Origin of the sequence: Aliiroseovarius sp. Z3, from assembly GCF_029105185.1 — a bacterium.
Taxonomy (GTDB): domain Bacteria; phylum Pseudomonadota; class Alphaproteobacteria; order Rhodobacterales; family Rhodobacteraceae; genus Aliiroseovarius.
The window spans coordinates 79,630-91,157 of sequence record NZ_JAFMZK010000011.1 but is presented as its reverse complement, the minus strand read 5'-3'; the positions used below and the strand labels follow the sequence as shown (position 1 = coordinate 91,157).

The 11,528-nt window shown below is 59.6% G+C and carries 14 protein-coding genes; 7 read left to right on the top strand and 7 right to left on the bottom strand.

The window, feature by feature from the left end; all coding sequences use genetic code 11:
• Positions 1-16: 16 nt before the first annotated feature.
• The 7 genes from ccmI to J3R80_RS16765 form a co-directional block, all read right to left on the bottom strand.
• Positions 17-1,168 carry a c-type cytochrome biogenesis protein CcmI gene (ccmI, locus tag J3R80_RS16795; RefSeq protein ID WP_008327282.1) on the bottom strand — a complete coding sequence of 384 codons (1,152 nt, stop codon included), beginning with the start codon at positions 1,166-1,168 and terminating at the stop codon, positions 17-19.
• Positions 1,165-1,638 carry a cytochrome c-type biogenesis protein gene (locus tag J3R80_RS16790; RefSeq protein ID WP_009807484.1) on the bottom strand — a complete coding sequence of 158 codons (474 nt, stop codon included), beginning with the start codon at positions 1,636-1,638 and terminating at the stop codon, positions 1,165-1,167. The genes ccmI and J3R80_RS16790 overlap by 4 nt, the downstream gene beginning before the upstream one ends.
• Positions 1,635-2,201 (bottom strand): DsbE family thiol:disulfide interchange protein, encoded by a 567-nt coding sequence (locus tag J3R80_RS16785; RefSeq protein ID WP_275394929.1) that lies wholly within the window; start codon positions 2,199-2,201, stop codon positions 1,635-1,637. Before J3R80_RS16785 ends, J3R80_RS16790 begins: the two co-directional genes overlap by 4 nt.
• An 8-nt stretch (positions 2,202-2,209) precedes the next feature.
• Positions 2,210-4,210: a heme lyase CcmF/NrfE family subunit gene (locus J3R80_RS16780; RefSeq protein ID WP_275394928.1), complete on the bottom strand. Its 2,001-nt coding sequence runs from the start codon at positions 4,208-4,210 to the stop codon at positions 2,210-2,212.
• 65 nt (positions 4,211-4,275) lie between these two features.
• On the bottom strand, positions 4,276-4,581 hold the full coding sequence (locus tag J3R80_RS16775) for an SHOCT domain-containing protein (RefSeq protein ID WP_275394927.1): 306 nt from the start codon (positions 4,579-4,581) through the stop codon (positions 4,276-4,278).
• Complete coding sequence (locus tag J3R80_RS16770) at positions 4,517-5,983, bottom strand: ATP-binding protein (protein WP_275394926.1); 1,467 nt, start codon at positions 5,981-5,983, stop codon at positions 4,517-4,519. Before J3R80_RS16770 ends, J3R80_RS16775 begins: the two co-directional genes overlap by 65 nt.
• A complete protein-coding gene (locus J3R80_RS16765; protein ID WP_275394925.1) occupies positions 5,983-6,705 on the bottom strand; it encodes a response regulator in 723 nt (240 codons plus the stop codon). Before J3R80_RS16765 ends, J3R80_RS16770 begins: the two co-directional genes overlap by 1 nt.
• 188 nt (positions 6,706-6,893) lie before the next feature.
• On the opposite strand from J3R80_RS16765, the gene J3R80_RS16760 reads away from it, so the two are divergent.
• The 7 genes from J3R80_RS16760 to J3R80_RS16730 all read left to right on the top strand — a co-directional run bounded on the left by J3R80_RS16760 (position 6,894) and on the right by J3R80_RS16730 (position 11,525).
• Complete coding sequence (locus tag J3R80_RS16760) at positions 6,894-7,367, top strand: rhodanese-like domain-containing protein (RefSeq protein WP_275394924.1); 474 nt, start codon at positions 6,894-6,896, stop codon at positions 7,365-7,367.
• Positions 7,368-7,407: 40 nt separating this feature from the next.
• The gene (locus tag J3R80_RS16755) at positions 7,408-7,893 is read left to right on the top strand and encodes an ion channel (RefSeq protein ID WP_275394923.1); all 486 of its coding nucleotides are present in this window, start codon (positions 7,408-7,410) and stop codon (positions 7,891-7,893) included.
• Between the two features lie 161 nt (positions 7,894-8,054).
• Positions 8,055-8,504: a DUF6010 family protein gene (locus J3R80_RS16750; protein ID WP_012187041.1), complete on the top strand. Its 450-nt coding sequence runs from the start codon at positions 8,055-8,057 to the stop codon at positions 8,502-8,504.
• Between the two features lie 3 nt (positions 8,505-8,507).
• Positions 8,508-9,170 (top strand): VTT domain-containing protein, encoded by a 663-nt coding sequence (locus J3R80_RS16745; protein WP_275394922.1) that lies wholly within the window; start codon positions 8,508-8,510, stop codon positions 9,168-9,170.
• A gap of 1 nt (position 9,171) precedes the next feature.
• Positions 9,172-10,158, top strand: coding sequence for a cation diffusion facilitator family transporter (locus tag J3R80_RS16740; protein WP_012187043.1), 987 nt, complete (start codon positions 9,172-9,174; stop codon positions 10,156-10,158).
• 6 nt (positions 10,159-10,164) lie between these two features.
• Positions 10,165-11,076, top strand: a complete 912-nt coding sequence (locus J3R80_RS16735; RefSeq protein ID WP_275394993.1) for a sterol desaturase family protein — start codon at positions 10,165-10,167, stop codon at positions 11,074-11,076.
• A complete protein-coding gene (locus J3R80_RS16730) occupies positions 11,073-11,525 on the top strand; it encodes a DUF411 domain-containing protein (protein WP_012187045.1) in 453 nt (150 codons plus the stop codon). The genes J3R80_RS16735 and J3R80_RS16730 overlap by 4 nt, the downstream gene beginning before the upstream one ends.
• Positions 11,526-11,528 lie beyond the last annotated feature (3 nt).

The window sequence follows — 11,528 nt, the reverse complement described above, 5'->3', positions numbered from 1 at the left end:
GGACACCGAGCAGTAGTCAGCCGCCGAGCCGCTCAAGCGCGGCACGGACCGCCGCACGCCGAGGATCACTGGCGGGCTGCTGCTCCAACAGCGCTTCAGCCTTGCGGTAGGCCTCAACGGCGCGATCGGGCTCCTGAAGGACGGTATAGGCATTTGCCAGCCGCATCCAACCATCCAGATCGTCCGGTTCATCCTCAAGACGCTCGGCCAGCCGCGAGACCATCGATCGGATGAACTCCGCGCGATCCGCGTCATTCATCTCCGACGCCGCCGCGACATCTGCGGCACTCGGGCCTGGTTGCGACGTCGGCCCGCTGGGTAGATTGACGACCGGAAGGTCAGCTGCCGCTGCAATCCGGTTGATCTGCGCTGCATAGGTCTCCATCCAGGGAACGTAAGCCTCTTCCTGATTCAGTCGTGAAACAAGCAGATCGTAGGCCTTACGCGTCTCTTCTTGCTGAAAGTAATACAGAGACTCGAAGTAGGTTGCCGCAGGATTGGATGGGTCAAGGTCCAAAGCGCGATCAATGGCCAATTTCGCCCGTGGAATAACAACGCCGTCATTGGCAACCGCGACAGCCTCTGCCAGCATGGAGAATGTCGCGGAGGTGGCATCCTCCCGTTCGGCAACGACTTCGAAGGCTTCGACGGCATCGGCTGCTCTGCCCATGCGCTGATAGGTCTGGCCCAACAGCATCCACCCTTCGCTAGGGCCGCCGGTCGGATCGGATACAAGCCTTTCGCGAAGTTGTATTGCCAGCGCCGTCACTTCATCAGTCTGTGCCCGCTCCTCTGCACGGGCAGCGAAGGCCATTGAAGGAACCTCCGGCGATCCCATCGTCAGATAGTAGCCCGCGGCAATAACCGGCGCGAGGACCGCCGCGACAACGAGAGTGACTCTGCCACCATTACGGGATGATCCGGCTTTTTCTTCCGAATTGCGGGTCGTCGCGAGGATCCGTTTCTTGATCTCGAGTCTGGCCGCTTGAGCTTCCTGTTCAGAAATCAAACCGCGGTCCATGTCTCGTTGGATTTCCCGCATCTGATCGGCGAGGATCGCCGGTACCGCATCCCCTCTGGTGAGAGTGTTCGATTTGGACAGCAGCAGCGGGTAGAGGACAATTCCGATTGCGACCAGCGTCAAAAGAACGAAAATACCCCAGATCATGACGCATCCCCCGCTTCGTTTTGCCTGAGAATTTCGGACACGGTGTTCTCATCCTCCGAGCCCAAGTCTTCAAATGCCTCTTGCTTTCGCCGACTCATCAGTAGCCCGCCACCAACGAAAACCCCGATCAGAACGAAAGCGATCGGAGCGAACCAAAGCGCGTAGGTCGCAGGCTCCAGAGGCGGTTTCAGCAGCACGTAATCCCCGTACCGCGCCCGTATGTATTCGATCACCTCCGCGTCGCTGTCTCCAACGACCAGGCGCTCGCGTACGAGCAGACGCAAGTCCCGCGCCACACCCGCGTTCGAACTGTCGATGTCCTGGTTCTGACAGACGACGCATCGTAGATCCTTGGAAATCTCCCGCGCACGCTGTTCCAATACCGGGTCGGTCAGCATTTCGTCCGGTTCCACCGCATTGGCGGCAAAGGGAAGGAGCCCGATGCAAAACGCGAAAATCAACTGTCTCATGAACCTGCTCCATTTGGCAGTGCGCCTGCCTGCTTCAGGGCTTGCGTGAACCGTTCGACGGCGTCCGGACCCACGACCGGCCCGACATAGCGAAACAAAACGGTGCCATCGCTATCGACGATGAAGGTTTCCGGCACGCCCGACAGGCCCCATTCGATCCCGGTCCGGCCCGACAGGTCGGACCCGATCCGCTCGTAGGGATTGCCGAGGTCATTGAGCCACTTCACGGCATCCTCAGGTTTGTCTTTGTAGTTTATTCCGAACAACCGCATGCCTTCTCGTTCGACAAATCTTGTCAACACGGCATGTTCCGCGCGGCAGGGCACGCACCAGGACGCAAAGACATTGACCACGACCGGTCGTTCGTTGCTGACAAGATCGCTTCGGGCCAGGCCGGGTGTCTCCAACCCCGGCACGGGATCGAGGTCGAACGCCGGGGCCGGTTGCGAGATCAGGACGGAAGGGATCTCGTTGGGATCCCGGTCGGGATTGAGCCCCCAGAGAAAAAACCCACCGAATATGACCGCCGCAACAAACGGCAGCCCGGCAATGAGACGTTTCATCTTCTCTCCTACTCGGCAGGAACGGCATCGGTGGCTGGCTGTTTGGCACGGCGCGGCGCCCCGACCCTCAAACGGCGATCCGACAAGGACAAACAGCCACCGATCACCAGCAGGATCGAGCCGATCCAGATCAGGTTGACGAGCGGTTCATAGAGGATCCGAAGGGTCCATGCTCCGGCGTTGTTCACTTGATCGGAGGCTGGCGTTGCAATCGACGTATAGAGATCGCCCGCCAATGTGGAGCGGATGGCCGACTCCGTCGTCTGGCTTTCCGCGACCGGGTAATACCGCCGTTCCGGGAAAAGTGTCGTGACCAATTCGCCATCCCGACGCACCACAAGGGTGCCGCGATCCGCGATGTAGTTCGGCCCTTGAACCTTTGCGGCCCCTTCGAAGGTGATGTCGAACCCGGCGATCGTGACTTCGGTCCCGGGGGCGGCAAAGACGATCTCCTCACTCTTCCATCCGGTCGAGCCGATCATCCCCATCATCAACACAGCGACGCCGGCATGGGCAAGCGTCATACCGTGAGAGGCGCGTGGCAGGTTGCGCACGCGTCTCGCGCTCTCTGCAAGGGAAACCTCGAACAGACGGATGCGTAGCGCCCATTCCCGCAGGGTCGCAAAAAGCAGCCACGCTGCGCCGAGGATGGCAAGATAGGCCATGATCGGCCCACCGTTCAGAAGATACCATGCGGCCAAGGCTGCAATGACCGCCAGCACGGCCACGAATTGGATGCGATCGAGCAAACCGGCGATATCAGCCCGCTTCCACGACAGGAATGGACCAAGACCCATGAACACGACCAGTGCCAGCATCATCGGAATGAAGGCCGCGTTGAAGAAAGGTGGACCGACCGAGATCTTGTCCCCGGTGACAGCCTCCAGGATCAGTGGATAAAGCGTCCCGAACAGAACGGTTCCCGTAGCGGCGGCCAGAATGAGGTTGTTCACGAGCAGCCCGGCTTCGCGGCTGATCGGGCGAAACAAACCACCCGGCTCCATTTCGGGCGCCCGCCAGGCGTAGAGCGCCAGCGACCCACCGATGGACACCGCGAGTAAACCCAGAATGTAAACTCCGCGCTCTGGATCGACGGCGAACGCGTGTACGGATGTAAGCAGGCCTGACCGGACGATGAACGTCCCGAGAAGTGAAAGCGAGAAAGTCAGGATGGCAAGCAGGATGGTCCAGCTTTTGAACGCATCGCGCTTTTCCGTGACGATGGCCGAATGCAACAGCGCTGTGCCCAGAAGCCAAGGCATGAAGCTTACATTCTCGACCGGATCCCAGAACCACCAGCCGCCCCAGCCCAGTTCATAATAGGCCCACCAAGACCCGAGGGCGATACCCGCCGTCAGGCTGATCCAGGCGGCCAATGTCCATGGCCGGACCCATCTGGCCCAGGCCGGATCGACGCGACCCTCTATAAGAGCCGCAACGGCGAAGGAAAACACGATGGAGAAGCCGACATACCCGAAATACAAGAGCGGCGGGTGCATGGCGAGACCCATGTCCTGAAGCAACGGGTTCAGGTCATTGCCGTCGAGCGGCGGCGGAAACACCCGCTCGAAGGGGTTCGACGTCAGCAGCAGGAAGGACAGGAAGCCGACACTGATCCACGCCTGCACCGACAAGGTGCGCGCCTTGGTCTCGGCGGGGATGTTCGATCCGAACCAGGCGACGCCCGCGCCGAACACCGCGAGGATCAGAATCCAGAGCAGCAGCGAACCCTCATGGCTGCCCCAGGTCCCGGCCACCTTGTAGAGCATCGGCTTGAGCGAATGGGAACTCTCGACGACGTTCCTGACGGTGAAGTCGCTGACGATGAAGGCCTGCATCAGCGCTGCGAAGGCTATGGCCACAAACAGCACTTGTCCTATTGCCGTCGCCTGGGCGGATTTCATCCAGACGGCGTTTCCACGCGACGCACCTGCAATCGGCAGAACGCTTTGAACAAGCGCAAGCGCAAGCGCGAGGGCCAGTGCGAAGTGACCAATTTCCGGGACCATGGCGTTCTTTCCTATCCAGTGTCGGTGGGCGTCGCGTCGGACGGCTTTGGCGTCCGCGGCGGGGTCTATTCGTCGAGCGTTGCTTTGCGGCGATGGAACTCTTCTTCGTCGATTTCCCCATTCGCAAAGCGGCGCCGGAGCGCTTCCTGCGCGTCCGAGTCCGGGGGACGGGTGCCATTGTCCCGCAGCCTGAGCACCAGAAACACGATCAATGCGATCACGGCGCCCCAGAAGGCGAGCATCATGAAGCCGCCCATAAAGCCATAGCCTCCGCCCCACATGTGACCTGTCCAGGAGCCTGGACCATCAGCTCGCGCCATGCTGGCGGGCAAGCTGGCCAGCAACGGCAGGATCAACGCGTTCAGTTTCATCTGTTTCTCCTTCGATCAGTTCGGTTTCATCCAACGGGATGGTGACAACAGCGCGCAAACCCGCGCTGTTCTGATTGACCAGCTGGATATCGCCGCCATGGGATTGGACGATTGTCCTCGCGATTGAGAGCCCAAGCCCATAACCGCCCGTTTCCAGAGACCTCGATTGCTCGAGGCGATAGAACGGATCGAAGACCTTTTCCAACTGGTCGACGGGAATGCCGGGCCCATTGTCATCGATGTTGAGTACGAGGTTCGAACCGTGGGTCGCCCAGCTGACTTTTGCGGCACCACCGTAGCGAACGGCGTTCTCAAGCAAGTTCCTCAGTGCCCTTCGGAACGCGTTGGGTCGAAGCCGCACGGCAACATCATCACTCGGGGCAAAGGTGCAGTGTGCCGCCATATCGCTGCACAAGCTGTCCAGAAAATTGCGCAGATCGACCACTTCGGCACCTTCGGATCCGGTAAGGCCGCGTGCAAAGGTGAGCGTCGCTTCGACCATACTCTGCATCTCTTCGACCGATGCGATGAGGCTGTCCCGCGTCTCTTCTTCGTCAACCAGCTCCGCGCGGACACGCATGGCAGTCAACGGCGAGCGTAAATCGTGGCCAAGGGCTGCGAGCATACGTGTACGATCACTGACAAACCGGGTCAGCCGTCGTTGCATGCGGTTGAAGGCGACGGTCAGGTCCTTGACCTCGGTCGGTCCTGCGACCGTCAATTCGCCCACATCTTCGCCTCGGCCAAGATGGTCCGCGGCCTTGGACAGTGTCCGAAGAGGACGTGTCAGGCGCGTCAAGACAAACCAGAAGATCGCCACCAGAAGCAGTCCGGCGGAAATTCCGAAGGTCAGCATCGAATAGAAAGGCCATTGGATTGGCGGACGCTCGAACCGCGTTCCGACATTCAGCCAGCGCGCTCCCTTGATGGCGATCGACAGGTTCATTTCAACCGCCGTCAACTCTCCGCGCATCATCGCGAGATGCATTTCCGTCATCTCGTCCGAGAGGTTGGGAAGGGGCCGCAACTCGCCTTCGACCTCGTGCAATTCAATGCGAATGTCCCGGCTGTAGCTGTCGTCCATCAGGGCGCGTATTCGCGCTTCCACGATGCCGCCGTCCGAGTGACCGGTGTGATCCACGATCGGAGCGTCCGACAGATCGAACCGGATCAGAGGCGAATTCGCCGCGCGAAGGATCGAGTCCTGCAGATCCAACGGAGCCTCCTCGATCAACCGCGCGACATTCGCTGCGCGACCCGCGGCCTCAAACCCCAATGCAGCACGGATCGCAAGGCTGCGCTCGTCAGCGAACAGGAACAGGCTGATCGCCTGGGCCATGACAAGTACCGCGACCACAAGCAAGATCAACTGGCCGCTCAGAGACCTCATCGCACGGCGCATCACGGCGCATCCTCGACATCGGCAGCCAGACAGTATCCGCCGTTCCGCACCGTTTTGATGACACTGGGCCTAAGTACATCCGGCTCGATTTTGCGGCGGAGGCGGCTGATCTGATTGTCGATGGTGCGATCCATCGGGCCTGCCGTCCGACCAGCGGTCAGGTCAAGCAATTGGTCACGGCTGAGCACCATCCTCGCGCGTTCCAGCAGGACCGCCAGCAATTTGAACTCGGAGGTCGTCAATGGCGTCTCTGTGGCGGTCTCATCGATCAGCACCTGCCGGTCGGTATCCAGTATCCAATGCGCAAAACTAACTTTCCTGCCAGCGAGGCTTCCGGCCACAGGTTCGTTGCGGTTGCTTCTCCGAAGAACCGACTTGATGCGGGCGAGCAGTTCTCGTGGATTGAACGGCTTGGCCAGATAATCGTCCGCACCGATTTCCAGCCCCACGATCCGATCCGTTTCCTCACCAAGCGCCGTCAGCATGATGATCGGAAGATCACCCTCTGGCGCAAGTCTGCGGCAAACCGACAAACCGTCCTCGCCCGGCATCATGACATCGAGCACGAGGAGGTCGAAGTGACCGGTGGCTAGCTTGGCATCCATCTCCACGGCATCCCTGGCGACGGTCGTGCGCATTCCATTCTTCTCCAGGAAGCGCGCGACGCTTTCGCGTATCTGAGCGTGGTCGTCCACGATAAGGATATGAGGTGGCGGTCCCATGGCGTCCTTCCTAGATCATCGTTGCACCGTGTTTCATGGGTAGAATTGTAGCCGTTTGTATCAGGTCAGTCCCTTGCTACAGATGGATACAAATCTGTGCCTGCACCGTATCGTGCTCCCGGGTAGCGTCGCGGGTATGTTATGTGCCCTTTGGGATCGCAACCGATCAAAGGATGAGGTTTTCGAATATGGCTCTTGATTTGAACCGGCGCCGTTTCGTTCTGGGTGCTCATATGATGGTGCTGACCGTCACGGCGTCACCGCTGTTGGCGCAGAGCCGATCTGTCTGGTCGGCAGAGAATGCCTTTGACGCGCTTCTATCAGATACGGCGCGGATCATCGATGTCAGAACGCATGAAGAGTGGCAAGAAACCGGCGTAGGTGCTGGTGTATGGCCGATAAGCATGCACGCGTCCGGTTTTCCGGACCGATTGTTCAGGGCGAAGGAACTGAGCGGTGATCGCACTGTTGGACTGATCTGCGCTACTGGCGGACGCTCCGCATCGCTGCTTCGAGCGTTAAGTCAAGCTGGCTATTCGGGCTACGCCGATATCTCGGAAGGGATGTTGGGATCAGGCGAAGGGCCTGGCTGGATCGCATCGAACTTGCCGACCGTTCCAGTGGATGTCGCCCTGAACGGGTTGCCCTCCGCGTTGGCCTGACCTGTGAAGAATCAATCGGTCCCGTTGTGCTAAACGCCTGATGTATGGTCAAATTGACCTGTTTGAACAGGAAGACGGGTTTGGGTGTATGACCGAGTTGATGGCCATGTTTGTCGGAATATGCGCGGCGATCGTGATGGGAATTGTCCATCATTATGCGTTGTCGGGCATTCTGAAGTTTTCCCCGCAGCGGTCGGATGGCTCCGGCTTTCGGATCATCCTGATGTTTTCCGCGTTGCTGTTGCTGCACGTATTGGAACTTGTGACGCTCGCCGTGTTCAACACGATGGTGGTGGCAAGCGTTCTGCAGCAATCGTTCAGCAACAGCCCGTCGATGTTTCAGGATGTTCTCTATGTTACGGGCATCTCATTCTCGACCCTTGGCTATTCGTCCATAGAGGTGGTCGGGCCCTTTCGACTTTTGCTGATGCTGCAATCGCTTTTGGGCTTCATGTTGCTGACCTGGTCAGCGACGTTTCTTTACTCAGCCTGCCAGCAAGTCTGGCAGAAGGCGAAAGATGACTAAAAATCGCCACGCGCGTCGGACATGAGCCGGGCGTCAGCGTCGAATACGCCCCAATATCGGTCCTTTGACCTCACCGTGGAACGGTTGAGTGAGCGCTGCGTTGCGCGCGTGGATGAATAGCCCTTGACCTTCCAGTTGCTGGAATCCCTAGGTACAAAGCCATGGCACAGATTTTCGAAAAGACAGGCGATCACGTATCGCACCATCGACACGGGGATATCTTGAAATCTCCCGTATGGGTTGGTGTGTTGTTTGTCTTGCTCACAATGCCGGCTCACCTGTTTTTGGATGAAAAGAGCTCGATAGCTCTTGCTTCGATCACGCTTGCTTTGATTGGCGGTGCCTATATCGGCTTTGGCGCCGCGGACGGCAGAGCGCGCGTGTTCTGGGCAGAGCTCGCCGTCGCCCTTTTGTTCGGCTCGGCAGCCTTTTTGGGGCTGATATGGCATTGGGCTTTCCTTCCCTTGGGCTTGGCCCTGCACGCCCTTTGGGACATGTCACACCACAATTCTTATCGTCTCGCCCGGATTCCGAACTGGTATATTCCATTCTGCGTGGCCTTTGACCTTTTGGCAGCGACGTTCTTCGTTCTGCTCTATGCCGTGTTTTGATCCATGATGATGCGCATCCTTCTTATTGCGGTGTTCCTGATGGGAGTCGTCGCATTGGCCTTCCCGGACGTCCTTGGCGTTGACATTCGCCTGCCTGATCGCGCGGAAATTGACCGCTGGATCGAGGCGGCAGGTCTTGCCGGACCAATTGTTATCGTGGCGCTTATGACAATCGCTATCGTCGCAAGCCCCCTGCCCTCGGCGCCGATCGCACTCGCCGCCGGAGCGGCTTATGGGCACACGTTCGGGACACTCTTTGTCGTTCTTGGCGCGGAACTCGGTGCGCTTGCCGCTTTTGGTCTGGCCCGCGGTCTCGGTCGTCCCTTCGTTGAGCGTCATCTCGGTCAGAAGATTAACACAGGCCTGTTCGGATCGCAGAACACTCTGACCTTCTTGGTCTTCGGCAGTCGCCTGCTGCCGTTTCTGTCCTTCGATATGATCAGTTACGCCGCAGGTCTGAGCAAGCTGCATCTTTGGAGGTTCGCGCTGGCCACGATGGCCGGGATTATTCCAGCGAGTTTTTTGCTCGCTCACATGGGCAGCCAGGCGTTGAACGGAGATGCCCGCACTGCCACATGGACCGCGCTTGCGCTCGGTGGCTTTACCGGCCTGTCGGTTCTCTTCGCCGCGACGCGAAAGACCGGTACACAACGGGAGGAGAGCTGATATGGCCAGTCATTCTCACGCCGGGCACATGCCGAGTTCCGGCAAGGCCCTTGTGATTTCGGCCTGGCTCACCGGCGTCTACTTCGTGATTGAACTGGCCGTCGGGCTCTGGACTGGCTCGATTGCCGTCCTGTCGGATGCGTTTCACACCCTGTCGGCGGTTGGCGGCGTTCTCGTGGCCATCACCGCGCAGCGGATTGCGCGCCGTCCAGCGGATTCGACGCGCAGTTTCGGATGGTACCGCGCCGAAATCATCGGGGCGCTGGTGAATGGCGGCTTTCTTCTCGGCATGGCGCTTCTGGTGATCTGGATGGGCGCGATGCGGCTCGGAGACCCGATCCACCTGGCCACAGGCCCCATGCTTTGGGTCGCCTTCGGGGGCCTGGTCACGGAAGTGGTCTCTCTGGCGCTGATGTGGCAATCGAGCAAGGACGATCTGAATGCCCGTGGCGCGCTCTGGCACATCATCCAGACCTTTGTCGGCAGCCTCCTGATCATCGTCACCGCCCTTGTGATCGAGTTCACCGGCTTTCTGGCGATTGACCCGATTCTCGGCATGGCGTTCGGGGTGGTTCTCCTCTGGGCCTCTGTGGGCGTAATCAAGGAAGCGGTCCACATTCTCATGGAAGGCACGCCCGAGGGAACGGATCTCGACGCTGTAACAGCGGACCTGAACGGGCAGGACGGGGTTCTGGATGTTCACCATGTGCATGCCTGGACGCTGACCAGCGGCAAACACGCGTTTTCCGCCCATATCCGCCATCAGTCACCCGCCGAGGCCGCGGATTTGCTGAACAGGGCCTATCGGCGGCTGACGGAACAGCATGGGTTTCACATGGTCACGCTGCAGCTCGAAACAGAGTGTCTCGACGAGCGCCACGCGCGGGATCTTGATATAGTCCAGATAGCGGCTGCAAAGGCTGCGCAAGAAAAGACTGATGTGCGAGATGCGCATCCGCACCCAAGCCCTAACACAGAAGGGCCGTAGACTGTGATGGACATAATACTAGCCGCAGAGCCGGAGATTCGTCTGACGGCGTTTTTGAGTGTGCTGGCCGCCATGGCGCTTTGGGAACTCGCCGCCCCGCGTCGGCGGCGTGACATTCCGCGTGTCATCCGTTGGTCGAACAACCTGGCACTTGTCGTGATCGATACGGCGATCCTCCGGTTGTCTTTCCCAATCCTGGCCGTCGGTCTGGCGGTCCTGGCCGAGGAGCGGGGCTGGGGCCTGTTCAACATTATCGAGGCTCCTTTCGGGTTGGCTGTGATCCTGTCCATGCTGCTGCTCGATCTGGCGATCTATCTGCAACATGTCATGTTCCACGCCGTCCCGGCCCCGTGGCGCCTGCACCGGATGCACCATGCGGATCTCGACTTCGACGCAACCACTGGATTACGCTTCCATCCGATTGAGATCCTCATCTCGATGGCGATCAAGCTCGCCCTGGTGGCAGCGCTTGGTCCGCCCGCCGTCGCGGTTTTGTTGTTCGAGATCATCCTCAACGCCACTGCCCTCTTCAACCATGCCAACATCAACCTGCCGAGACCGGTCGACCGGTGGCTCAGATGGATCGTCGTCACACCCGACATGCACCGCGTGCATCATTCTGTCGATCCGCGCGAAACCAACTCAAACTACGGCTTCAACCTGCCGTGGTGGGACCGCCTCATGGGTACTTACGTAGCCCAGCCCGCGAAGGGCCACGAGGGAATGACGATCAGTATCGAGCAGTTTCGCACGACGCGCGACCTCTGGGTCGACAGGATGTTGATCCAGCCCCTTCGCGGGCCAGCAAGCGGACACGCCCTGGATACATCCACCCTCACGCCGACAGAGCAGGAACAGCCTCTGGACTCTCGAAAACACAGTTCTAGGGTCTCGGGTAACTCAAAAAGGAACACATGATGAAACGACGTACGTTCTTGCTGGCCGGAGCGGCTGCCACACTCCCCCTGCGAGCACTGGCCAACACGGAACCGGTCATTAAAGTCCTGAAAACCCCCACCTGCGGATGCTGCACCGCTTGGGTCGATCATGTCCGGCAAGCGGGCTTCGCGGTCGAGGCGCAGGACGTCGATCAGGATGCGCTTTATGCGTTCAAAGATCGGCTGCAAATTGCACCGGAACTTGCTGGATGTCACACGGCGGTCGTGGGCGACTATTTTATCGAGGGCCACGTGCCTGCCGCGGACATCACGCGGCTGCTAGCAGAGCAACCGATGGCGCGCGGTTTGACTGTCCCCCGCATGCCGATGAGTTCGCCCGGCATGGGCGGTCCCGGGGCCGGTGACGCTTTTGACACCTTGCTTGTTGGCTCCGACGGCGCGACCTCGGTCTTCGCGAGCCACAGCTGATCA

Coding starts and splice junctions, on each gene's coding strand:
- J3R80_RS16760 (WP_275394924.1), top strand. CDS start 6,894: ATGGCTCTTGATTTGAACCGGCGCCGTTTCGTTCTGGGTGCTCATATG.
- J3R80_RS16755 (WP_275394923.1), top strand. CDS start 7,408: ATGTATGGTCAAATTGACCTGTTTGAACAGGAAGACGGGTTTGGGTGT.
- J3R80_RS16765 (WP_275394925.1), bottom strand. CDS start 6,705: ATGGGACCGCCACCTCATATCCTTATCGTGGACGACCACGCTCAGATA.
- J3R80_RS16740 (WP_012187043.1), top strand. CDS start 9,172: ATGGCCAGTCATTCTCACGCCGGGCACATGCCGAGTTCCGGCAAGGCC.
- J3R80_RS16785 (WP_275394929.1), bottom strand. CDS start 2,201: ATGAAACGTCTCATTGCCGGGCTGCCGTTTGTTGCGGCGGTCATATTC.
- J3R80_RS16750 (WP_012187041.1), top strand. CDS start 8,055: ATGGCACAGATTTTCGAAAAGACAGGCGATCACGTATCGCACCATCGA.
- J3R80_RS16735 (WP_275394993.1), top strand. CDS start 10,165: ATGGACATAATACTAGCCGCAGAGCCGGAGATTCGTCTGACGGCGTTT.
- J3R80_RS16745 (WP_275394922.1), top strand. CDS start 8,508: ATGATGATGCGCATCCTTCTTATTGCGGTGTTCCTGATGGGAGTCGTC.
- J3R80_RS16780 (WP_275394928.1), bottom strand. CDS start 4,210: ATGGTCCCGGAAATTGGTCACTTCGCACTGGCCCTCGCGCTTGCGCTT.
- J3R80_RS16770 (WP_275394926.1), bottom strand. CDS start 5,983: ATGCGCCGTGCGATGAGGTCTCTGAGCGGCCAGTTGATCTTGCTTGTG.
- ccmI (WP_008327282.1), bottom strand. CDS start 1,168: ATGATCTGGGGTATTTTCGTTCTTTTGACGCTGGTCGCAATCGGAATT.
- J3R80_RS16730 (WP_012187045.1), top strand. CDS start 11,073: ATGATGAAACGACGTACGTTCTTGCTGGCCGGAGCGGCTGCCACACTC.
- J3R80_RS16790 (WP_009807484.1), bottom strand. CDS start 1,638: ATGAGACAGTTGATTTTCGCGTTTTGCATCGGGCTCCTTCCCTTTGCC.
- J3R80_RS16775 (WP_275394927.1), bottom strand. CDS start 4,581: ATGAAACTGAACGCGTTGATCCTGCCGTTGCTGGCCAGCTTGCCCGCC.